Below are 20,701 nucleotides of genomic sequence, written 5' to 3' on the forward strand. Positions count from 1 at the left end.
GATCCGACAGCGCAGGCCGGACCGCCGATGAGCCCGGACGAGCGGCTCCGCAGCCTCTATTCCCTCGCGGAGGAGATGGAGCTGCTCTACGTGCGGAAGCTCGCCCGCTAAGGCTATGTTTTCGCGCGGTATCGCTACCGGTGCTTCGATCGCCCTGTCGCTCGGCCTGATCCTTCTGGTCGTCTTCGGCTTGGTGGCGCAGCCGGAAGAGCCGCCGCGCAGTCTTCCCGAGCAGCTCCCCGCCGCGGAGGCGGTGCCCGATACGCCCCCTCCGGAGGAGCGGCCGCCCGCCTCTGCACGCGCCGTCGTGCTGCCGCCACCGCCGCCGCCACAGGCGGCGCGGCCAGCGGCCGAGGCCCCGGCGATCGAACCCCAGAAGCCCGCTCCCCCCGTCGAGGCCAAGGCCGCGCCGAAGCCACCCCCGGCACCGAAGCCCGCGCCAAGGGCCGCCGAGGCAAAACCGCCGCCTGTGGCGAAGAAGCCGGTCGCTCGGCCGCGCGAGACGCGCAAGCCCGTGCCCCTGGCCGAACCCCGGAAGGCGCCCGCGCCGAGCCCGCGGTTGGCCGCGCGCGCCGAGCCGAGGCCGGTGGCCAAGCCGATGCCCCGGCGCCCGATCGCGGAGGTCCGGCGGCCGCCCAAAGCGGTCAAGCGCGAGCCTGCGCCCCGGAAAGAAACCGCCGCCAAGCAGACGATCACCGCGAGCCGCGAGGACGTGGCCGAGGGCCGCACGCTGCTCCGCCTCCTGGAGTACGGCTCCGGCCCGAGCATCGAGCTGGCCTGGCCGGACCGGGCGAACCAGCGCGAGACCCTCTACTCGACCCTGGACCGCTGCTTCGGCATGCAGGTCGCCTTGATGGACGGCCAGGGGCGGCTCTTCATCTCGGAGGGCAGGCCGAACACGCCGTGGGCCCTAAACCTCGACCGCTTCAGCGGCTTCATCAGGGAGCCGGCCGGACGCGTCAGCGGACAGGAGCGCAGGGCCATCGACCGGATCCGAGCCCATCATCGCGGCGTCGCCGTGGCGCAGCCGGTGCGGATCTTTCCGCGCAGTGTCGACGCGCGCCTGCTGGGCGGTCTGCAGCGCCTGCTCGGCGACCGCTATGGAAAGGCGCGGACCATCAGAGCGCGCTACCGCATGGACGGCCGGCGATTGATCGTGGACCGGGTCGTGGCAGACGGGCGGAACGTCCCCGGGCGGCTGGAACTGCCGCCCCTCGGCGGATGCCGCAGCTTGGCCAAGACATGAAGGCCTCCGTGACCCCGGTTTCTTCTAAACGGGATATTTGTGGTAGTCTTAGAAGTTAGATTGACGCCGTTTAAGGTTAACAGGCGGCGGCCGGTCGCCAAGGTAGGGCATGGACCGGTGGGGCTAGGGGAGACGGGCAATGAGGATAGCGTTCTGTCTCGCGGCGCTGACGACGTTCGCTTTGACCTCCGCGTGCACGGTTTCCGTGCACGAGGACTACCCCCAGTACCTCGTCAACAATCAAGGGCGCGTCACGCTCCCCCAGGTTAACGAGCCGGTGCGCTACTACCTGAGCCCCCAGACCGAGGGCCACACCTACGGCATCCGGTCGGCGCGGGCGGGCTTCTTCATGAACAGGTGGGTGATCGACTTCGGCAGCATCATGGACACGACCATGAGGAGCGCGGACGTGCGCGACGCCTTCGACTCGGTCCAAAAAACCGCGACACCCTACGACCAGGATGGACTGCTGGTCGCCTTCGATCTGACCAACTACCAGTTCGCCGGCTTCGAGGCCCGCGTGAATCTCAGGATCGACGTTAGGGATGACGGGCGCGAGATCATGTCCAAGACCTACGCCGCCAAGGGGCGCAGTCAGGGCGGCAAGATCTTCTGGGGCGGCTCCTTCCTGATGAAGAACGCCGTTCAGCAATCGACCAAGAACGCGGTCGACAAGATCCTGAAGGAGTTCATCCAGGATATGAATCAGGCGGTCGAACTGGCCCGGCTGGACGACTCGAATCTGAGTCGCGGAGGGGGAAGCTTTGGCAGCGACCCCTATGGCGACGACCGAAGCGCGGAGGACAGGACCTGGCGGTCGCCAGGCGGAGAGACGATCATCTGGAACGATCCCGATCGCGGTGCCGCCAACAGCGAGGGTTCGACAACGAGCCTGGAGTACTGCCGCGAGTACCAGAGCATGGTGACGATCGACGGCCGTTTCGAGGAGACCTATGGCACGGCTTGCCGGCAGCCCGACGGCTCTTGGCGGATCATCGAGTAATCGGCGTCTCGCTCCTCCGGGCGGCAGCGCCCTAAGCGAGCGCCCCGGGCCGCGTCGCGGCGTCAAGTGCGTGTCGCCTGGGCCGAGAGTTCGGGTCTTAGGGCTGTTTCGGCGGCGCGCGTGATCTCCGGGTCGAGCGCATCCATGGCGTCGTGTTGGCTGAGGAAGACTTGGCCGGTCAGATGCTGGAACAGTTCCGATACGACCAGCCGATCCATGACCGGGCCCTTGACCTCCGACAGATGGAGCGCGACACCGGCGGAATTGAGCCGCTCGCTAAGCGACTCGAGGCTCTCCAGCGCACTGGCGTCGATCACGTTCACGGCAGAGCAGATCAGAACGACGTGACGCAGGTTCGGATCGGCGATCGCGCGGTCGTAGATTGTGTCCTCCAGCCAGCGGGCATTGGCGAAGTAGAGGCTCTCATCGACCCTCACGCTCAAGACCGTCGGGCTGGTGATCACTTCGTGGCGCAGGATGTTGCGGTAGTGATGCGTGCCGGGCACCTGTCCAACAACGGCGAAGTGGGGTCGCGCCGAGCGGACCAGGAACAAGACCAGGGACAGCGCGACTCCGCAGATGATGCCGGCCTCGACACCGGCGCCGAGCACGAAGACGATGGTCACCGCCATGGCCGCGAAATCGGCCTTGGAGTAGCGCCAAGTGCGGCGCAGCGCGCCGAGGTCGACGAGGGAGAGGACGGCGACGACGATGGTGGCCGCCAGCGTCGCCTTCGGCAGCTGATGAAACAGCGGCGTGAGCAGAAGCGCCGTCAGGGCGATGCCGGCCGCGGTGAGGACGCCGGCGAGCGGCGTCCGGGCTCCCGCGTCGAAGTTGACCACGGAGCGGGCGAAGCCGCCGGTGACCGGGTAGCCGCCTCCGACCGCCGCGGCGATGTTGGCCGCGCCCAGCCCGACGAGCTCGCGGTTGGGCTCGATCCGCTCGCGCCGTTTCGCCGCCAGCGTCTGGGCGACCGAGACGGACTCGACGAAGCCGACGACCGATATCAGGATCGCCGAGGGGATCAGCTGACGCCAGAGTTCGGGATCGAGCGGGGGCAGGGCGACGGGCGGCAGGCCCTGCGGGATCGCGCCGACCACGCTGACCCCCCGGTCAGCCAGGGAGAGCAGCTCGACCAGCAGGATCGTGGCCAGGACCGCCGCCACGGGACCAGCCTTGGCCAGCGCGTCGGCCACGCGCTCGCCGCAACCGAGCCGCTTCAGGCGGGATTTCAGGTGGCCGCGGACCCAGAACAGAAAGGCGGTCGCGGCGACGCCGATCGCCAGGGTCGGACCGTTCGTTCCTTCGATCCCGCGGTAGAGAGAGGCGACGATCTCGGGCAGGGTGTGGCCGCCGGCATCGATGCCCAGGATGTGCTTGAACTGGCTGGCGGCGATCAGCAGCCCCGACGCCGTGATGAACCCCGAGATCACGGGATGGCTGAGCAGGCTGGCGAGGAACCCGAGGCGCATGACGCCGAGCAGGATCAGGAATAGGCCGGACAGCAGCGCCAGCGCGATCGCGGCCCCGGCGTACTCCGCCGTCCCGACCGCGGCCAGCTCGCCGACCGCCGCCGCCGTCATGAGGGAAACCACGGCCACCGGGCCCACCGCGAGCGCGTTCGACGAGCCGAAGAGGGCGTAGCCGAGCAGGGGCAGCATGCTGGCGTAGAGCCCGACTTCGGGCGGCAGACCGGCGAGCAGGGCGTAGGCCAGACTCTGCGGGATCAGCATGATGGTGACGATGACAGCTGCGAGGCCGTCGCCCTGCAGCGCCTCGAGGTCGTAGCGCCTCAGCCAGGCGATGCAGGGCAGAGCACGTTGGAGCATGAACCCGACGGGCCTTCCGCTTCGTCAGTTGACGATCTCGGGACGGGCGACATCCGGCTTGGCCAGCCATTCGCGGCCCCGCAGCATGGCTCTCCAGTAGATCGGCGGCAGGACCTTCTCCTTGAGCAGCCAGGCGAGACGGCTCGGCTTGCGACCGTCGATCAGCCAACTAGGGAAGCTCGGCAGCAGACGCCCGCCGTAGCCGAATTCCGCGAGCACGATCTTGCCCCGTTCGACCGTGAGCGGGCAGGAGCCGTAGCCGTCGTAGTGCGAAACGCCGGGGCCGCGGCCGATATCCGCCAGTAGGTTCTGCGCCACGACGGGCGCTTGCTTGCGCGCGGCGGCCGCCGTCTTCGCGTTCGGCGCATTCATGACGTCGCCGAGGCTCCATACGTTCTCATAGACCTTGTGGCGCAGCGTGTTCTGGTCGACGTCGACCCAACCGGCCTGATCCGCCAAGGGGCTCACCCGAATGAAATCGGGTGCGCATTGCGGCGGACACACGTGGATCATGTCGAAGGAGCGCTCGACGGTCTCGGTTGCGCCGTCCGCGTCCGTGCGCTGGAAGTAGGCCTTCTTCGCGGGACCGTCGATCGCCGTGAGGTTGTGGTTGAAGTTCAGGTCGGCCTCGTACTGCTTCACGTACTCCATCAGCGCGGGAACGTAGTCCTTGACCCCGAAAAGCACGCCGCCGGCGTTGTAGAAGGCCACGTCGATCCGATCGAGCACGCCGCGGCGCCGCCAATGATCGGCCGAGAGGTACATCGCCTTCTGCGGCGCCCCCGCGCATTTGATTGGCATGGGCGGCTGGGTGAAGAGGGCTTCCCCGCCCTGCATCTCCTGGACCAACTTCCAGGTATAGGGCGCCAGGTCGAAGCGATAGTTGGAGGTGACGCCGTTCTGGCCCAAGGTGTCGACCAGGCCGTCGACCTTGTGCCAGTCCAGCTTCAAGCCAGGGCAGACGACCAGCCGGTCGTACTCGATCACCCTGCAGCCCTCGAGCACGACGGCGTTGCGCTCGGGCTCGAAAGCGGCGACCGCCGCCTTGATCCAGTGCACTTTCTCGGGCAGGACCGAGGAGAGTGTCCGCACGGTCTCGTCGGCCCCGAAAACGCCGCCGCCGACCAGGGTCCAGCCCGGCTGGTAGTAGTGGATATCGGCCGGATCGATCACCGCGACCTCCAGTTCGGGAGACCGGGTTAGGAGCGAGGACGCCACGGCGATGCCCGCCGAGCCGGCTCCGACGACGACCACGTCGAACTTGCCGTCGACCACCTCCGTCGGCGTTTTGCCCTTGTTGGCGACACGCCGCACGACGCCGGACATGTCGTAGCCGGCGCTCGTGGCCTTGGCCAAAATCTCCGGCAAGGGCAGCTTGTGCGCCCGGCTCAGGGACCAGAGGGTCACCGAGCGGGTCCCCGTCCGGCAATAGGCGAAGACCGGCTTGGGCGCGCCGTCGATCAGCTTCCCGAAGTCCGCGGCGTCGTCATCCGTAACCTTTCCGCTTTCGACCGGCAGATAGTGGGCGCCGATGCCCGCCTTTTTCGCGGCCTCCTCGATCTCGTGGAACAGCGGTTGATCGTTTCCTTCGCCGTCGGGCCGGTTGCACACGATGGTTTTGAAACCGGCCTCGGCGATCGCGGCCACGTCGGCGGCGAGGATCTGCGGAGCGACGCTGATCTCGCCGTCCAGCCTGTGAGCTTTCATGGGATCTCTCCTCCGTTGCGTTGCGCGCTTCTCAGAGCGCGTCGAGCGGGATTTTCAGATAGCGCGTGCCGTTCGATTCGGGCGGGGGCGGGTCGCCCGCGCGCATGTTGACCTGCACCGAGGGAAGGATCAGGACGGGCATGTCGAGCTGCTTGTCGCGCTCGCTCCGCATGGCGACGAAGGCGTCCTCTTGCACGCTGTCATTGACGTGGATGTTCTCGGCGCGCTCGGCGGCCACCGTGGTCTCCCACTGATAGTCGCGGCCGTTGGGCCCATAGTCGTGGCACAGGAAGAGCCTGGTCTCGGGCGGCAGCGAAAGGATCTTCTTGATCGACCGATAGAGCTCTCGGGCGTCGCCGCCTGGGAAGTCGCAGCGCGCCGTCCCGAAGTCCGGCATGAAGAGCGTGTCGCCGACAAAGGCGACGTTCCCGACCACGTAGGTCGCGCAAGCCGGCGTGTGGCCTGGCGTATGGATCACCTTGGCTTCCAGCTCGCCGATGTGAAGGGTTTCCCCGTCGTCGAACAGGCGATCGAACTGCCGGCCGTCGGTCGCGAAGGCTTCCTCCGCATTGAAAACCTGCTTGAAGACCGACTGCACTACATCGATGCGCGCGCCGATTCCGGTGCGGCCACCGAGCTTCTCCTTGAGGTAGGGCGCGGCGGTCAGGTGATCGGCATGGACATGGGTCTCGAGGATCCACTCCAGGGTGAGTCCTTCCTGCTCGGCGAAAGCGATCAGCTCGTCCGCCGACGCCGTGGAGGTTCGGCCGGACTTCGGATCGTAGTCCTTGACCGAATCGACCACCGCTGCGTGCCTGGTTTGCGGATCCCAGACCAGATGCGTGGCGGTAAAGGTTGCCTGATCGAAGAAGGTTTTCACGTTCGGCGTCATTTCCTCTCCTCCTGTAGAGCGGTCGGCCCCAATCGACAGTCATAAAAAAAACACGATGTCGGGGACGTTCCGCGCCGCAGCCCCGCTTCGCGCACGAGCGGCGGCGGCGCGCGCTCTGGGAAGTGTGGCCTTGCGGATGCCCTGCGTCTGTGACTTAGTCACGGTTACTGCAAGGTTTGTGGCGAGCGGCCTAAATGTAAGTCATGTCTAGCGGATGGATCAGCCAATTCGCCGATTTGGCGGCCTTGCCGGCCGAGGACCAGCGGCTGCTGACTGAGCGGGCGGTCAACATCTCGCTCCCTGCCGGGACTACAGTGTTCGCGCCCGGCAAGGCGGCGGACAACTTCCTGCTGGTCTTGGACGGCACGATCCGGGTCCATCAGGTCTCGGCTTCGGGCCGGGAGATCGTGCTCTACCGGGTGAGCGGCGGCGAGACCTGCATCATGACCACGGCCTGCCTGCTGGCCGACGAGGCCTACGCCGCGGAGGGGATGACCGAGACCAGCGTGGAGGCAGTGGCGATACCCCGAACGGCTTTCGAGGACGCGATTGCGCGCTCGCCGGGCTTCAGAAGGCTCGTATTTTCCGATTACTCGCACCGGATCTCGGACCTCATGCATATCGTCGAAGAGGTTGCCTTCGAGCGCATGGACAAGCGTCTGGCGCAACGGCTCGTCACCCTGGCTACTGCCGAGGGCAGGGTGGTTGCGACCCATCAGGAACTGGCCGCGGAACTCGGGACGGCACGAGAGGTCGTCGGTCGCCAGCTCAAGGAGCTCGAGCGCAGAGGATGGGTGGCGGTGTCGAGGGGGCAAATCGCCCTGACCGACCGGGTCGCTCTTTCTTCCCTTGCGGAATCCTAGATCGGCCTCGGCCGGCACGCGTGAGATGGAGTGACCCGATGAAGGATACTGTCCGGCAGGCCAGGATCGATCTGGCGGCGGCCCTGCGGCTTGCGGCGCACTTCGACCTGCACGAGGGCATCGACAACCATTTCAGTTTCGCCGTGCCGGGCGAGGACGACCGCTTCCTGCTCAATCCCTACGGCCTCCACTGGTCGGAGATCAGGGCCGGGGACCTGCTGGTCCTGGACGGCGAGGGACAGGTGCTCGAGGGCGACGGCCCGGTCGACCTTACCGCTTTCTGCATCCATTCGCGGATCCACGTCCGCAACCCCCGGGCGCGCTGCGTCTTCCATACCCACATGCCCTACGCCACGGCGCTCACCTCGCTCGAGGACGGCACCTTGGAGCCGATCAGCCAGAACAACCTGCGGTTCTACGGGGACGTCGCCTACGACGGCGCGTACAACGGCCTGGCGCTCGATACGGCGGAAGGCGACCGCATGGCCGAGGCGCTCGGCGACAAACGCATCCTGTTCCTGGCCAATCACGGCGTCGTCGTGGTCGGCGAGACCATCGCCAACGCATTCGACGACCTTTACTTCCTCGAGCGCGCCTGCATGGTGCAGGTCTTAGCCATGTCGACCGGCCGGCCGCTGAAGCGGATCAGCGACAACCTGGCGGCCCATTTCAAGTCGGATTTCAAGCGCGCTCTGAGCGACGACTACGGCAAGGCCCATTTCGAGGCCCTGAAGCGTCTGCTCGACCGCCAGGACCCGAGCTACGTGAATTAGGCGCGTCAGGCGCCGAGAACCAGCTTCACGCCCACGCCGGCCAGGGCGCAGATCGCCAGCGTCCAGAGGATCGAGAGCCTGAACCTGAACACGGTGACCGCGGCCAGCAACACGAGCGCGGCGGCTGCCCAGTCGATCGTTGCGAGATCCGGTTTCAGCAGCCGGAGAGGTCCGAAATGCCGGTCTTCGAGCTTGTCGAAGACGACGTGCAGTCCGAACCAGAGCGAGAGGTTGAGGATCACGCCGACCACGGCCGCGGTGATGGCTGCCAGAGCCCCGGCCAGGCGCGGCGCGCCGCGCAGGCGCTCGATATAGGGCGCGCCGACGAAGATCCAGAGGAAGCAGGGCGCGAAGGTCGACCAGAGCGCGACCAGGGCCGCCAGCAGACCGAGCAGGAAACCGCCGCCGTCGGCCTGGAAGCCGGCGAGGAAAGCGACGAACTGTGTGACCAGGATCAAGGGTCCCGGCGTTGTTTCCGCCAGCCCCAGTCCGTCGAGCATCTGCCCGGTGCTCAGCCATCCGAAGGCTTCGACCGCCTGCTGGGTCATGTAGGCGAGGACCGCGTAGGCGCCGCCGAAGGTGACGACGGCCAGCTTGGAGAAGAACAGCGCGACCTGGGCCAGGAGATGGTCCGGCCCCAGGGCTGCCGCGATGGCGATCAGGGGCGCGAACCAGACCGCCAGCCATAGCCCGATGGTCCCGGCGGTGCGGGGCCATGTCGGGCGGCTCGTCGCGGCACGGTCGCCGGGCTGCGCCTTCGCCAGGAAGAGGAAGCCGATCACCGCGGCCCCGAGCACGATCAGGGGAAAGGGCAGGTTGAAGAAGAAGATCGCCGCGAAGGCCCCGCCGGCGATCGCCCAGTCGAGAGGTATCTTCAGCGCCCGCTTGGCGATTCGCAGCAGGGCCTCGATCACGATCGCCAGAACGGCCGCCTTGACGCCAAAGAAGATCGCCTCGACCAAAGGAACGCCGCCGAAGGCGGCGTAGCCGGCGGAGAGCGCGAGCACCACCAAGGCGCCCGGCAGTACGAACAGCAGGCCTGCGGCCAAACCGCCGCGCCAGCCATGCAAGAGCCATCCGGCGTAGGTCGCGAGCTGCATGGCCTCGGGGCCGGGCAGCAGCATGCAGAAGTTGAGCGCATGAAGGAATCGGTCTTCCGGCAGCCACTTGCGCTCGTCGACCAAGAGGCGATGCATCAGGGCGATCTGCCCGGCCGGCCCCCCGAACGACAAGATGCCCAGTCTGGCCCAAACCTTGAGGGCCTCGGTGAAGGGAACGTCGTGATCCTGGATCCGGCTCATGCCCCGGCGTCTCCTTGGTGGCGCCGGAGGGATCGGTAGAGCGCATCGAACAGCGCCAGGCTCGCATCCGGCGAGGAATGACGAACGCCCGGCCCGGCCGCGAGACCGTCGAACAGGTGCGACCCGAAAGGCGTCGATCCGGCGTCGCCGAGCAGGTCGGAGAGCGCCCGAAGGGAAGGATCGGCGAGACCGAGCTCGTCGAGCAGGGCCGGAAAGGCGGGCTCCGGTCGATCCGTGACCAGGCAGCGCGCGTCCAGCTCGTCGGCCCCCGCTTGGCCCTGCGCGGCCTCGAGGCTCAGGGCCCGGGCGTTGGGATCGAGAAAGCGCCTGACCAGCCAGAAGCAGGCGAGCTCCTGGGCCCCGGGCTCCAGTGACAGCGTCCAGCGGCTGCCTTCGCAGCGCTCGGACGCGGTGTCGCCGCCGTTCCGGATGACCGGTCCCCCGGCGTTGCGCCAGGCTTCGATGCCGCCGCGCAGCACCCGGGCGTGCAGGCCTTCGGCGCGCAGCAGGGCGGCCGCCGACTGGCTCACCTGATGGCCGTGCACGCAGTAGACCAGGACGTCGCCACCTGGCGGCAGAGCCGCCGACCAGGTTTCGGCTTCCTGGTGGTTGCGCCACCGGGCCGCCGGGAGCCGCTCCCCGTCCGCCTCGAAGGCTTCACGGCGGCGCACATCGAAGATCACGGGTGCCGCCATCGTGCCCACCTGCGCCACCAGATCGTCCACGTCCATGAAAAAATCGCCCATCGCAAATGCTCCGTGTTAGACAACGGAGCGGCGCTTGGGCGATCGAGCCTCACGGGGCGGCCGCTTTCAGCCCCTGGGTCGGAGCTTAGGCGCGCGGGGAAGGCTTGGCAACCAAGGGGGGCTGACATGGCGGTGCTGAAGGGCGGATGCCTCTGCGGCGCGCTGCGCTACACGGCCGAGGGCAAGCCGAGCTTTCCCCATCTCTGCTCCTGTGTCATGTGCCAGAGATGGTCGGGTGCGCCCACGGTGGCCTGGTTCGAAATGCCCGCGGATGGAGTTTCCTGGGACGGGCCCGGCGGCGAGCCGCGCTACTTCCGTTCCTCGGAGAAGACCCGGCGGGGCTTCTGCCCGGACTGCGGCGGCACGCTCTGCGCGCTCGACGACGGCTACGACAAGATCTCCCTGACCATCGCTTCGCTCGACGAGCCCTCCGCGATCGTGCCGGGCAAGCAGCACAGCTTCCATAAGGCCGCGCCGTCCTGGTGGTCGGTCCGGATCGAACCGGGACCGCGAAGCCGTTAAGCGCCCGATGTCTCCCGGTCGAGGGTGGCCAGCGTGTCGTCGTAGAGCCGCTGGGCCTGCTCTGGCGAGGCGGCCAGGCAGACCATGCCCAGCTTGCCGAACTGCGAAAGGGCGCCGATCATGTGGAACACGACGCCCTGCTGCGTGCTTCCGTGGAAGTGCAGGCCGTTCATGACGGCGATGTCGATCAGGTCGTCCGGGGTCAGGCCGCGATAGCGGTCGTTCTCGATGTTGTCCGACGCGCAATAGTAGCAGGCCTGGCCGCTCGGCGAGTGGTAGAGGCCGCTCGCCCGGTCGTAGCGGCCGTCGGTCAGGAACTGCAGCATAAGGTAGGGATGGGTCGTTCCACCCTTCCTCAGATTCACTTCGATGGCGTAGTGGGTCCAGCGGTCCTTGTCGCGCACCGAGATGAAGTCGACGCCGAAGCGGCCGATCACTCCCTGGTCGCGCAGCAGCTCGGCGGCCTTGAAGCCTTCCTCCTGGATCTGGAGGCGATAGGCCTGGTCCGCCGGGAAGCGGCAGCCGAGGAAGATCTGGCCGTTCGTGCCGCCGAGCACCTGGTCGTGGGTTGAGATGACCTCCAGCGTCCCCGCCGGATCGACCCGGTACTGACTGGAGGGCGAGCGCTTGTCCTCGCCTTCGCCCTCGATGAAGGCTTCGACGATGGCGCCCATCTCGTCGATCTTGGACCGGTAGAGCTCCCAAGACATGCCGGCCGCCTCGAAGCTCATGCCCTTCAGGCGGTCTGCGACCCAGGGGCCCAGCCGTGTCCCGCTCGGCGCGCCGCTGTATGAGAAGGTCGCGTTGCCTTCGCCGGAAAATCCTTCGTTCAGTTTCACGACGGCCTGGCGCAGGTCCGGTTGCCGGGCCTTCAGAGCGCTCAGCGCTTCCGCCACATCCTTGGCGTCGGCGAGGTCCTCGAAGCCTTCGGGGATGGTCAGGCCGGCCTCGCGAAAGAGACGCCGCGCCCCGCTCTTGGACCCCAGGTGAAGGAGCGCCGGGTCACAGCCGTATATCGGGATGCCGAGCCTCATGGCCAGATCCCGTTCCGCTTCCGAGACGTTGAAGCAGGTCAGGTGGGCGGTGGAACGGTCGGGGACCGCCGCCAGGATGCGCTCGATCAGCCGCGGCCGCTCGAGGATCTTCTCGCTCAGCGGCCTGGGCGAGGTGTCGTGGCAGGACAAGAGGGTCAGCCGTCGGCGCGCGTGGCGCACCGGCACGCCGGGCAGCAGGTGGAGATAGTAGTCGACCACCGATTCGGGAATCGGGTCGCTCGACAGATAGATCAGATTGGTCTTGGGCAGGCGGAGCAACAACAAGAGGCAGAGCATGCGCTCCTCATAGTGCTGCACGCCCGTGATCTTGGCGATGACGTCGGCATCGAGACTGAGGCTGGGCAGCACGACAACGCTGCGCGGGATGCCGGGGTCGGTGAAGACCGAGCGGAACATGGGCGCCAGCTGAGCTTGCAGGCGGTCGAAGGCCTGCTGCTCTCCCTCCGGGAGCGGTTGCGGTGGCTCAGGCAAAGGCAGACGCCGGGCTAGGCCTCAGCTTTCTTCTTCTTCTTGGTCTTAGGTGCGTTCTTCATGGTGAAGCGGTGCCCTTCGACCAGCTTGAGAAGATCGAAGGAACTGATGATCCCCACGACCTTCTTCTCATGGGTCACGACCACATGGTGGATCTTGTGCTTGCGCATGATCCGCGCAGCGGCGCTAACGTCGTTGTAGGCAGGCACGCAGAAGACGCGGTCGGACATGATCGTCTTCGCGGGACTCTCGTTCTTCAGGTCGCGCGCGAGATCGGCCGTGGTGACGATCCCGTCGGCCTCGCCCTCGGGCCCCACGATCGGGATCGCGTGGATCCGATTCCGCTCCATGATCCCGCGGATGTGGTCGACGCTGTGATGGGGCTGCGCCGTGATCACGCGCTTTGCCATCAGATCTGCGATCTTTACGTTCATCCCGTGCCCCTCTGTTGACCGACATTGGCCGGCAAGACCTGCCCGCGGCCGCGGGCCGGCCCACCCGGCCGTGACATCATCCTGTCTCCGCCCCGATAAGCCCTTGAGGTGAATCAAACAGAGCGCAATTGACGGGACCGCTGCAAGAGTTGATTGCCGGTCGGGCCGGCACCCCCGCTTCCGATTTAGGCCGCGATGGTCGCGCGATCCCGTTCGGCTTCGAGTTCCCGGCCGAGATAGTCGGCGAGAGCGCCCATGCCGGTCTTCTCAACGCCGGCGGCGCGCTCGGCTTCGGCGTTGTAGTTCGTGTTGGTGTTGACGTCGTAGGTGAAGATGCGGCCTTCGGCGTCTCGGATGAACTCGATCCCGGCGACGGCGACCCCGTTCCGCGCCAGGAAGTCCTGGTAAAGCTCGAGAATGGGGTCGTTGAACGCCGGCTCGACCGTGAACTTCGAGGTCTGCGGCGCCCCGGCCGGGCAGAAGGCGTTCTCGATGTTGCAGGCATCCGCCGGGCAGAGCTCGAAGCCTTCGCTGGTGTCGACCCGGACGGCGTAGAGGAAGCGGCCGCCGACGAACTCGCAGCGGGTAATGAAGGGCTCGGGCGAGCGGATATAGTCCTGGATCAGCCAGCTGCCGTCGATCGGTGCCTCCTCGGGCGGAAGGTCGTCGAGATAGGCCGAAATCGCGTCGGCGTTCTGGAACAGCTGGACGCCGAGGCCCTTGCCGCCGCGGTTGGGCTTGAGGATGAAGGGGCCGGGCCCGAACTCCCGGGCCGACGACAGGACCGCTTCCCGGCCCACCGCAGCTACGGTCCGCGGCGTGGCGATCCCGGCGCTTTCGAGCGCAGCGTACTGGGCGACCTTGCTGACCTCCAAATAGAGCGCACGGTGGTCGTTCACCACGCGCCGGCCGTGGCGGGCGAGCCAGTTGAGCACCAGATGGGCCAGCTCGGGAGCGTAGCGGTGTCCGCGCGTGTGCGAAGAGGCGCTCATCCGGTTGTAGAATACGCCCTCGGGCGGCGCCTGATCGAAAGGCACGGACCCTTCATGAAGGAACCACTCCTCGTAGGGAAGGTCGCGCTCGGCGAAAGCGGCCCGCAGAGGTTCGACCCAGGGGCTGTTCTCGTGCAGAACGTGGATCTTGCTCATTGAAAATTCGCCTTTCAGGTGTGAAATATCATATTATCCATCATATAAGTGTAAAATAAGCGACATCTACGCTGGAAACAAGCGAAATTGGGTGCGCCGGCCCGATTGACAGAACGCGAACCCCGGCGGCACAGTCTGGGCCAAGCCGGAGCACCGTTTCATGGAACACCGTATGCAATGGCTGCAGTCCGAACTGATCGATCAGATCGTCGACGGCAGCAAGACGGCGAGCGTGCGCCGCATCGAGTGGAGCGAGGGGATCGATGCCTTCAATACGCCGCTGCATGTCGGCGCGGTCTACCGCGTCTATGACCGCGACCGGCGTCCACGCTGCCGCCTGCGCCTGACCGGAATCGAGCTGGTGCGCTGGGGCGCCATCCCGGAGCGGCTCTGGCGCGAGGATCCCGCGGCCTCTGGCGAAGTCAGCCTTGCGGCCTTTCGCGCCGACCATGACGACTTCTTCGACCGACCCGACGACAATTTCGAGTTCCTCGCCCTCTACTTCCATCTCGTGGCTCCTCGGGCAGATCCCGGGTGACTCCGCTGACGTTCTTTCTGGACTGGGAGGTGAACTGCCAGTTCGCCGGGCTGGTGTGGGCCCGGGACCGCGGCCTCTACGCCCGACGGGGGCTTGAGGTCAGGCTGGTCGCGCCCCACGAGAATCCGGGCCGCACGGTCCTCGATTTGGTGCTGGAGAACGAACTCGCCGCAGGCTGCATGGAGGACAACCTGATCGTGCGCGCAAGCCTGGCGGGGAGGGAGGTGCGCGCGATCGGGGCCATGCTCCAGGACACGCCCATGGTCCTTATGACGGCGGCTGATAGCGGTATCGCCAGCCTCCGGGATCTCCCGCGACGGCGGATCGCGATGCATCGGGATGGGATCCACCTCTTGGAAACGATCCTCGCGCTTCACGGTATCGCCGCCGGCGACCTGAACCCGACCCTCGAGGGCTGGTCGCTCGACGACCTGGTCGCGGGCCGCTTCGATGCCGTGCAAGGCTATGCCATCACCGAGCCCGTCTTGCTGGCCAGGCAGGGCTTCGCGGCGCGTCTCCTGCCGCTGCGCCACGCCGACCTGGATCCCTACGCGCAGGTGATGTTCGCGACGACGCGCTGCATCGAGGAACGGGGACCGTTTCTGGGCGACTTCCTGGCGGCGACCTTCGAGGGCTGGCGTGCGGCCATGGAGGATCGCGACACGGCCGCGGAACTGGTCGCCGCCGTTTCCGACGAGCAGCCCTCGGTCGAGGAGAACCGGGCGATCCTGGACGCCATGGTGCCCCTGGTCGCGGGCGCCGTCGGCTTGGCGCGGGTCGGCGACCTCGAGCCGGACCGTTGGCGCCGCAACCTGGCGGCTTACGCCCGCTTCGGGATGGTCGACCGCCCGGCCGCTGTCGAAGAGGTGATCGACCGGCGGTTCCTCCCCGGCTGATGCCTCGGCGCGAACTTCAGGCTCAGGGCAGGGATCCCGAACCGGAAGCATGAACCCGGCGTTCCAATCGGTGGGCTATCGGCGCTTCTGGCTGAACGCCACGGCCAACGCGACCAGCTACGGCGGCGACTTCGTGCTGGTCGGCTGGATGACGCTGACCGTAACCGGGACGTCGGCCTGGGTCGGAACCGCCTTCGCTCTCTATTACCTGCCGATGGTGCTCCTGGGGATCCCGGCGGGAGGGCTCGCCGACCGGGTTGACCGGCGCCGTCTGATCCAGGTTCTGGAGCTGCTCGCCGCGGTCGTAATCGCCGCCTTCGTGTTGCTTTTCCGCGCCGAGGAGCCGGACCTCCCGGGGGTGCTCGCCTTCACCCTCTGCCTGGGCAGCCTGCGCGCGGTGCACAATCCCGTGCGCCTGAGCTTCGCCTACGACCTGGTCGGCGGCCAATTGATCACGCCGGCCCTGGCCGGCATCACCTTGGGCGTGCGCCTGGGCATGCTCGCGGGCGCCCTCCTGATCGGCACGCTGGCCGAGCGCGCCGGTCTCACCGCTGCCCTCGGCCTCATGGCCGCGGCCCATATCGCCGCATTTCTCTGCCTCGCCGGGCGTTTCGCCCACGGTTCCCGCCGGCGTCCCGCGCCGGCACCGATCCTGCGGGATCTCATGGACTATCTGCGGGAACTCAAAACCAACCGGGTGCTTCTGGTGCTGACCCTGGTCACGGCCTCGATCGAGGTCTTCGGGGTTTCGCTCTATACCCTGATGCCCGAATTGGCCGAAGTGCGACTCGACATGGGCGCGGAGGGGCTCGGGTGGATGCATGCCGCCCAGGCCTGCGGTGGATTCGTGATGAGCGCCCTGATCTTTGTCTTGCCGACGGGCGGCAAGAAGGCCGGCCCCTATGCTGGATCGATCCTTTGCTTGGGCGTCTCGCTGGTTGCCTTGGGCGCCGTCCAGGGACTCGTCGCTATGCTCCTGATCCTGGCGCTGATCTCGGCGATGATCGCCGCCTGGGACATCCTCACCCAGTCGATGATGCAGCTCTGCGTGTCCGACAGCCTGCGCGGGCGCGCCATGGGCACCTGGGTCTTCGCCATCGGCTCGGCGCCCCTCGGTCACTTGGAGATCGGCTTCCTAGCCGCCGCCCTCGGCGTCGAGACGGCGCTCTACATCAACGGCCTGGCGGTCATCGCGATTATCGCCACTGTCCTCGTGACCGCCCCGGCGGTTCGACGCTTCTAGCTGCTGTTCCCGGGAACGGCCGTCAGGAGCCGACCAGTCCGCCGTGGAAGACCATGCGGTAGACCTCGGCCTCCTCGTGGCGGATCGTCTCCTGGCCGGAAAATCGGTCCAGATCGCCCCGCACCTCGTTGCGATATGTGAAGGGACCACTCGCATAGCGCGCCGGCCCGCGCATCGGGCGCGCCGGGTCCGGCTGGCCGAGGACCTCGCGCTGGAACGCGTAGATCTCGTCCATCGAGGGCCGGGCGGTAAGGACCTCGGCGTAGTAGTTCATCATCCAGACGACCTTTCCCTCCCGCCTTACCAGCTCCTGCCCGCCATAGGGGTTGGTGCCCGCGTAGCGGTCCCGGTAGGACCACTCTCCGCGGTCCCAGGCCATATGCTCGGTGCCGTCGCCGAGACTTTCGCCGTGAGGGATGGCATAGGTCTCCCGGCGTGCCTGGGTCAGGAAATCGACGAGTTCCATGGTGCGCTGTCTCTCCTCGCTCACGCAGCCGCGCCATGGGACCCGTCGAGGGTGCGAACATGGGCGGCTGCCTGTTCGCAGGTGCCCCACCAGACGTCGTCGAACGACCGCATGTGGCTGAACAGCTCCGCCAACATGAGCAGGCGCCCGGGCCGCCCAGTGAGGTTCGGGTGAAAGGTCGTGTTGAACAGGCCGCCATAGTGCCGCAGGCCGTCGAACTCCTCCCGCCAGGTTTGCCCCGCCTGTGCGGCCGTCGCCGTCGCCGCGTCACCGGCCGGGTGGAGCGACGCGCCGAAAAGCGCCCAGTCATCGAGGACCATGGAGATCGGCAGCTCGACCAGCTCGCCCGCGGCCGTCCCGATAAGGAAGGGCGTGTCCCGTTCCATCAGGCTGGCGTCGTAGTCCAGGCCGAGATCCATCATGATGTCGACGGTCTGTGCCGTCATGCCCCAGCCCGGCGCGCTCCAGCCGCGCGGTGCACGGCCGGTCAGGGCCTGCAGGATCGACGAGGCGTGCTCGAAGACCGCGCGTTCGTGCTCGGATGACAGGCCGAAGACGTTCTCGTGCATGTAGCCGTGGTGGGCGACTTCGTGCCCCTCGACGAGGATCGCCTCGATCATGGCCGGGTGGCGCTCGGCGACGTGGCCGGGCACGAAGAAGGTCGCCGGGATCCCAAACCTCCGGTGCATGTCCAGGATCCGCGGCATCGCCGTCGTGATGCCGTAGGCGGCCTCCGACACGGCGGCGAGATGCGCCGCGGCGCCCCTGTCCCAGCCGAGCGGTCCCGCTTCGCCGTCTACGTGCCATCCGATGGTCACGCCGCAGGCCTTTCCTTCGGGCCAGACGAAGCCTGGCAGGGTACGAACAGAGACCTCGGGGTAGGCAGGGGGGGTGAGATCGATCACGGGCCTTGTCGCTTCTCGGGTTTCGCGGCGGCCTAGAGCGAGGGGTCGCTCTGGAAGGCAAACACGATAAACATCGTCTACGGACGGAACAATCGCCAGAGCCGGGGCGCTACCTTGTCTTGACGCCGAAGCGCACTATCTCCACGACCGAGGCGAAGTGAAGGTTTCGAATGTTCAGTTTTTTTAGCGGCGTGATCGGGGTTTACGGCCTGGTCTTGGGGGGGCTGTACATCTTCCAGCGCTCGCTGCTCTACATGCCGCCCGGCGCGCACGCCGAGATCGCCCTGACGGAGCGGGCCGATCTCGAAGTGGTCACGACGATGACCCGCGACGGCCTGGTGCTCGAGCATTGGTATCGGCCGCCGGCCGATCCCGACGGTCCGGTCGTGCTGATGTTTCACGGCAACGCCGGGCACATCGGCGACCGCGTGCCCAAGTACCGGCAGTTCTACGATGCCGGGTTGGGGATCTTCATGGTCGAGTACCGCGGCTACAACGGAAATCCGGGGCGGCCTTCGGAAGCGGCGTTTCTGGCCGACGCCGATGTGGTGCTGCAGTATCTGGCGACCCAGGGTGTCGGTCCGGAGCGCATCGTGCTCTACGGCGAGTCGCTCGGCACCGGCGTCGCGGTCAAGCTGGCCGCCGACGGGCACTACGCCGGCCTCGTGCTCGAGGCGCCCTTCAGCTCGATCGCGGATATCGCCCAGCACCATTACTGGTACGTGCCGGCCTACTGGCTGATTCACGACAAGTGGAACTCCCTGCGCCGCATCGCGCGGGTCGAGACGCCTCTCCTGGTCCTGGTGGGAGAGCGGGACCGGACGGTTCCGCCCAAGTTCAGCCGCAGGCTCTTCGAGGCCGCGCCCGGCCCTAAGGATATCGTGGTCGTGCCCGGGGCGGGCCATACCGACTTCTACGACTTCCCGGAAGTCCCGGCCCGGGTGATCGACTTCGTGCGCCAGCAGGCCGGCGGAACGGCCTAACCGCCCGCTTTGACGGTATCGAGAGCCTCCGGCGTATCGACATCGATCAGGACACCTTCCTCGGCCACGGCGACCTCCGCCGTCTCATCCGAGCGGCGGGATACCAGCGGCTTGGCGCCGACGTCTCCGGTCAGGGCCGAGATCTCCGCAAAGTGCTGCCGTCCGAGCAGGACAGGGTTGCCCCTGCGCCCCCGGTGGGTCGGCACGACGATCGAGCGCCCGAAACGGGGGTCGAAAGCGTCGATCAGGCGGTTGATGACCCGGTAGGAGACCCGCGGCATATCGCCCAGGCAGACCACGGCCCCCTGGACGCCGGCGGGGAGGGCGGCGAGGCCGCGGCGCAGCGAAGCGCTGAGCCCTTCGGCAAAGTCTTCGTTGTTGACCAGGGTCGCCGGGCAGCCGGCAAGGGCGGTCTCGATCTCGCCGGCCTGGTGGCCGGTCACGACGATCACCGGATGGGCGCGCGAGGCCAGAGCGCTCTCGACCACCCGCCTGACGATCGGCTTGCCGTCCAGCGCCTCGAGCAGCTTGTTGGCCCCGCCCATGCGGCTCGAGCGGCCCGCCGCCAGCACGACGGCGGCCACGTGTCGCGCCGGGTGGCTGTGACGCTCCCGCGTGATCTGCGCCAGGATAGCGACGGAGATCTCCGCCGGGCTGCGCCCGCCGAGGTCCAGGCCGACAGGGCCGTGAATGCGCGCACTGTCCTTATCCTCGATGCCGGCCTCGCGCAGGCGCTCGAGGCGCTTGGCGTGGGACCTGCGGCTGCCCAGGGCGCCGATGTAGAAGGCTTCGGATTTCAGCGCGACGGTCAGCGCGGGGTCGTCGATCTTGGGATCGTGGCTCAGGGCGACCACGGCCGTACGCCGGTCGGGCGCCAGGCGCTCCATCGCCCGGTCCGGCCAGTCACCGATCATGGTGACCTCGGGGAAGCGCTCCGGCGTGGCCCAGGCGCGGCGGGGATCGATCAGAACGACCTCGTAGCCCGCGAGGCGCGCCATGGGCACCAGGCTCTGGGCGATGTGCACCGCGCCGACCACGATCAGCCGCAGAGGCGGATTAAAGGCCTGGACGAAGAGATCGGGATCCTCGTCCAGCACGCCGCTTCGGTCCGTCGCCAACGCTTCCTCGGCCGCCGCCATCAGGGCGGCATCGACGGCCAGTCCGTCGTCGGTTGCCCGGTCCGCTGTGACGAGCGCCTGGGCGCCGTCGGAGAGACGCGTGATCAGTGCGGCCGGCTGCCGCGCCGCGCGTTCCTGGTTGAGCCGGTCGAGCAGAGGCCGCCTCACGCGAGCGCCTCGACGTAGACCTTTATGGTGCCGCCGCAGGACAGCCCGACCTCCCAGGCCATTTCGTCGCTGACGCCGTACTCCAAGAGCCTGGGCTCGCCGCTCTCGATCACGCCGCGCGCCTCGTGGAGCACCGCGCCTTCGATGCAGCCGCCGGAAACCGATCCGAGCATGCCGCCGTCGGAATCGATCAACAGCTGGCTGCCGGCGGGACGGGGCGAGGATCCCCAGGTCTGGACCACGGTCGCCAAGGCGACCCGGCGGCCCTGGTCGAGCCACGCTGCGGCGGTCGCGAGAATGTCCTCTGTTGCGTCGCGCGCCGGACCGCTCATCCCCACTCCCTTGCGTTTCACGGTGCCTTTCAAGGACAGCGCCGCCGCGACTGCCGGTCAAG

Annotated in this window: 21 protein-coding genes and 1 pseudogene; 9 read left to right on the forward strand and 13 right to left on the reverse strand. The window is 67.4% G+C overall.

Annotated elements, in window-relative coordinates; genetic code table 11:
• Positions 1-115 precede the first annotated feature (115 nt).
• Together QNJ67_02165 and QNJ67_02170 are read left to right on the forward strand one after the other, a co-directional pair.
• On the forward strand, positions 116-1,246 hold the full coding sequence (locus QNJ67_02165; protein ID MDJ0607754.1) for a hypothetical protein: 1,131 nt from the start codon (positions 116-118) through the stop codon (positions 1,244-1,246).
• 139 nt (positions 1,247-1,385) lie between these two features.
• The gene (locus QNJ67_02170; GenBank protein MDJ0607755.1) at positions 1,386-2,249 is read left to right on the forward strand and encodes a hypothetical protein; all 864 of its coding nucleotides are present in this window, start codon (positions 1,386-1,388) and stop codon (positions 2,247-2,249) included.
• Between the two features lie 62 nt (positions 2,250-2,311).
• Here the strand turns inward: QNJ67_02170 and sulP are convergent, their stop codons facing one another.
• The 3 genes from sulP to QNJ67_02185 are packed head-to-tail and all read right to left on the reverse strand — an operon-like array spanning position 2,312 to position 6,677.
• The gene (sulP, locus tag QNJ67_02175; GenBank protein MDJ0607756.1) at positions 2,312-4,078 is read right to left on the reverse strand and encodes a sulfate permease; all 1,767 of its coding nucleotides are present in this window, start codon (positions 4,076-4,078) and stop codon (positions 2,312-2,314) included.
• 24 nt (positions 4,079-4,102) lie between these two features.
• On the reverse strand, positions 4,103-5,785 hold the full coding sequence (locus tag QNJ67_02180; protein ID MDJ0607757.1) for a TIGR01244 family sulfur transferase: 1,683 nt from the start codon (positions 5,783-5,785) through the stop codon (positions 4,103-4,105).
• 31 nt (positions 5,786-5,816) lie between these two features.
• Positions 5,817-6,677, reverse strand: coding sequence for an MBL fold metallo-hydrolase (locus QNJ67_02185; GenBank protein ID MDJ0607758.1), 861 nt, complete (start codon positions 6,675-6,677; stop codon positions 5,817-5,819).
• 203 nt (positions 6,678-6,880) lie between these two features.
• On the opposite strand from QNJ67_02185, the gene QNJ67_02190 reads away from it, so the two are divergent.
• Both QNJ67_02190 and QNJ67_02195 read left to right on the forward strand, forming a co-directional pair.
• Positions 6,881-7,540 (forward strand): Crp/Fnr family transcriptional regulator, encoded by a 660-nt coding sequence (locus tag QNJ67_02190; protein ID MDJ0607759.1) that lies wholly within the window; start codon positions 6,881-6,883, stop codon positions 7,538-7,540.
• 38 nt (positions 7,541-7,578) lie between these two features.
• Positions 7,579-8,313, forward strand: a complete 735-nt coding sequence (locus QNJ67_02195) for an aldolase (GenBank protein MDJ0607760.1) — start codon at positions 7,579-7,581, stop codon at positions 8,311-8,313.
• A 5-nt stretch (positions 8,314-8,318) separates the two neighbouring features.
• On the opposite strand, the gene chrA is transcribed toward QNJ67_02195, so the two are convergent.
• Positions 8,319-9,614, reverse strand: coding sequence for a chromate efflux transporter (chrA, locus tag QNJ67_02200; GenBank protein MDJ0607761.1), 1,296 nt, complete (start codon positions 9,612-9,614; stop codon positions 8,319-8,321).
• A complete protein-coding gene (locus QNJ67_02205) occupies positions 9,611-10,360 on the reverse strand; it encodes a rhodanese-like domain-containing protein (GenBank protein MDJ0607762.1) in 750 nt (249 codons plus the stop codon). The genes chrA and QNJ67_02205 overlap by 4 nt, the downstream gene beginning before the upstream one ends.
• A 126-nt stretch (positions 10,361-10,486) precedes the next feature.
• Here QNJ67_02205 and QNJ67_02210 point away from each other — a divergent pair, with 126 nt between their 5' ends.
• Positions 10,487-10,882, forward strand: a complete 396-nt coding sequence (locus tag QNJ67_02210; protein MDJ0607763.1) for a GFA family protein — start codon at positions 10,487-10,489, stop codon at positions 10,880-10,882.
• On the opposite strand, the gene QNJ67_02215 is transcribed toward QNJ67_02210, so the two are convergent.
• The 3 genes from QNJ67_02215 to QNJ67_02225 form a co-directional block, all read right to left on the reverse strand.
• Positions 10,879-12,408 (reverse strand): peptide ligase PGM1-related protein, encoded by a 1,530-nt coding sequence (locus QNJ67_02215; protein MDJ0607764.1) that lies wholly within the window; start codon positions 12,406-12,408, stop codon positions 10,879-10,881. The two genes, QNJ67_02210 and QNJ67_02215, sit on opposite strands and share 4 nt — an antisense overlap.
• A gap of 14 nt (positions 12,409-12,422) precedes the next feature.
• Positions 12,423-12,842 (reverse strand): CBS domain-containing protein, encoded by a 420-nt coding sequence (locus tag QNJ67_02220; protein ID MDJ0607765.1) that lies wholly within the window; start codon positions 12,840-12,842, stop codon positions 12,423-12,425.
• A gap of 185 nt (positions 12,843-13,027) precedes the next feature.
• The gene (locus QNJ67_02225; protein ID MDJ0607766.1) at positions 13,028-13,990 is read right to left on the reverse strand and encodes an alpha-L-glutamate ligase; all 963 of its coding nucleotides are present in this window, start codon (positions 13,988-13,990) and stop codon (positions 13,028-13,030) included.
• 160 nt (positions 13,991-14,150) lie between these two features.
• Here QNJ67_02225 and QNJ67_02230 point away from each other — a divergent pair, with 160 nt between their 5' ends.
• From QNJ67_02230 to QNJ67_02240, 3 genes are read left to right on the forward strand one after another with little or no spacing between them, the layout of a single operon-like run.
• A complete protein-coding gene (locus tag QNJ67_02230) occupies positions 14,151-14,528 on the forward strand; it encodes a hypothetical protein (protein MDJ0607767.1) in 378 nt (125 codons plus the stop codon).
• Positions 14,525-15,424: an ABC transporter substrate-binding protein gene (locus QNJ67_02235; protein ID MDJ0607768.1), complete on the forward strand. Its 900-nt coding sequence runs from the start codon at positions 14,525-14,527 to the stop codon at positions 15,422-15,424. Before QNJ67_02230 ends, QNJ67_02235 begins: the two co-directional genes overlap by 4 nt.
• A gap of 49 nt (positions 15,425-15,473) precedes the next feature.
• Entirely contained in the window at positions 15,474-16,667 is a 1,194-nt protein-coding gene (locus QNJ67_02240; GenBank protein MDJ0607769.1) for an MFS transporter, read from the forward strand.
• Between the two features lie 22 nt (positions 16,668-16,689).
• Here QNJ67_02240 and QNJ67_02245 read toward each other — a convergent pair whose 3' ends face one another.
• Positions 16,690-17,133, reverse strand: coding sequence for a DUF5680 domain-containing protein (locus tag QNJ67_02245; GenBank protein ID MDJ0607770.1), 444 nt, complete (start codon positions 17,131-17,133; stop codon positions 16,690-16,692).
• A gap of 20 nt (positions 17,134-17,153) precedes the next feature.
• Positions 17,154-18,038: a polysaccharide deacetylase gene (locus QNJ67_02250; protein MDJ0607771.1), complete on the reverse strand. Its 885-nt coding sequence runs from the start codon at positions 18,036-18,038 to the stop codon at positions 17,154-17,156.
• 170 nt (positions 18,039-18,208) lie between these two features.
• On the opposite strand from QNJ67_02250, the gene QNJ67_02255 reads away from it, so the two are divergent.
• Entirely contained in the window at positions 18,209-19,021 is an 813-nt protein-coding gene (locus QNJ67_02255) for an alpha/beta hydrolase (GenBank protein MDJ0607772.1), read from the forward strand.
• On the opposite strand, the gene QNJ67_02260 is transcribed toward QNJ67_02255, so the two are convergent.
• From QNJ67_02260 to QNJ67_02270, 3 genes and pseudogenes are all read right to left on the reverse strand, one after another.
• Positions 19,018-19,605 (reverse strand): nucleotidyltransferase family protein, encoded by a 588-nt coding sequence (locus QNJ67_02260; protein MDJ0607773.1) that lies wholly within the window; start codon positions 19,603-19,605, stop codon positions 19,018-19,020. The two genes, QNJ67_02255 and QNJ67_02260, sit on opposite strands and share 4 nt — an antisense overlap.
• A gap of 33 nt (positions 19,606-19,638) precedes the next feature.
• Positions 19,639-20,307 (reverse strand): annotated as a pseudogene (locus tag QNJ67_02265) (XdhC family protein).
• Positions 20,304-20,639, reverse strand: coding sequence for an XdhC family protein (locus QNJ67_02270; GenBank protein ID MDJ0607774.1), 336 nt, complete (start codon positions 20,637-20,639; stop codon positions 20,304-20,306). The pseudogene QNJ67_02265 and the gene QNJ67_02270 overlap by 4 nt, the downstream one beginning before the upstream one ends.
• Positions 20,640-20,701 lie beyond the last annotated feature (62 nt).

The sequence above is a fragment of the Kiloniellales bacterium genome, assembly GCA_030064845.1.
GTDB lineage: Bacteria > Pseudomonadota > Alphaproteobacteria > Kiloniellales > JAKSDN01 > JASJEC01.

Bases quoted from the DNA above. Each gene is read 5' to 3' on its own strand.
- QNJ67_02165 (MDJ0607754.1), top strand. From the start codon at position 116: ATGTTTTCGCGCGGTATCGCTACCGGTGCTTCGATCGCCCTGTCGCTC.
- QNJ67_02170 (MDJ0607755.1), top strand. From the start codon at position 1,386: ATGAGGATAGCGTTCTGTCTCGCGGCGCTGACGACGTTCGCTTTGACC.
- sulP (MDJ0607756.1), bottom strand. From the start codon at position 4,078: ATGCTCCAACGTGCTCTGCCCTGCATCGCCTGGCTGAGGCGCTACGAC.
- QNJ67_02180 (MDJ0607757.1), bottom strand. From the start codon at position 5,785: ATGAAAGCTCACAGGCTGGACGGCGAGATCAGCGTCGCTCCGCAGATC.
- QNJ67_02185 (MDJ0607758.1), bottom strand. From the start codon at position 6,677: ATGACGCCGAACGTGAAAACCTTCTTCGATCAGGCAACCTTTACCGCC.
- QNJ67_02190 (MDJ0607759.1), top strand. From the start codon at position 6,881: ATGTCTAGCGGATGGATCAGCCAATTCGCCGATTTGGCGGCCTTGCCG.
- QNJ67_02195 (MDJ0607760.1), top strand. From the start codon at position 7,579: ATGAAGGATACTGTCCGGCAGGCCAGGATCGATCTGGCGGCGGCCCTG.
- chrA (MDJ0607761.1), bottom strand. From the start codon at position 9,614: ATGAGCCGGATCCAGGATCACGACGTTCCCTTCACCGAGGCCCTCAAG.
- QNJ67_02205 (MDJ0607762.1), bottom strand. From the start codon at position 10,360: ATGGGCGATTTTTTCATGGACGTGGACGATCTGGTGGCGCAGGTGGGC.
- QNJ67_02210 (MDJ0607763.1), top strand. From the start codon at position 10,487: ATGGCGGTGCTGAAGGGCGGATGCCTCTGCGGCGCGCTGCGCTACACG.
- QNJ67_02220 (MDJ0607765.1), bottom strand. From the start codon at position 12,842: ATGAACGTAAAGATCGCAGATCTGATGGCAAAGCGCGTGATCACGGCG.
- QNJ67_02225 (MDJ0607766.1), bottom strand. From the start codon at position 13,990: ATGAGCAAGATCCACGTTCTGCACGAGAACAGCCCCTGGGTCGAACCT.
- QNJ67_02230 (MDJ0607767.1), top strand. From the start codon at position 14,151: ATGGAACACCGTATGCAATGGCTGCAGTCCGAACTGATCGATCAGATC.
- QNJ67_02240 (MDJ0607769.1), top strand. From the start codon at position 15,474: ATGAACCCGGCGTTCCAATCGGTGGGCTATCGGCGCTTCTGGCTGAAC.
- QNJ67_02245 (MDJ0607770.1), bottom strand. From the start codon at position 17,133: ATGGAACTCGTCGATTTCCTGACCCAGGCACGCCGGGAGACCTATGCC.
- QNJ67_02255 (MDJ0607772.1), top strand. From the start codon at position 18,209: ATGTTCAGTTTTTTTAGCGGCGTGATCGGGGTTTACGGCCTGGTCTTG.
- QNJ67_02270 (MDJ0607774.1), bottom strand. From the start codon at position 20,639: ATGAGCGGTCCGGCGCGCGACGCAACAGAGGACATTCTCGCGACCGCC.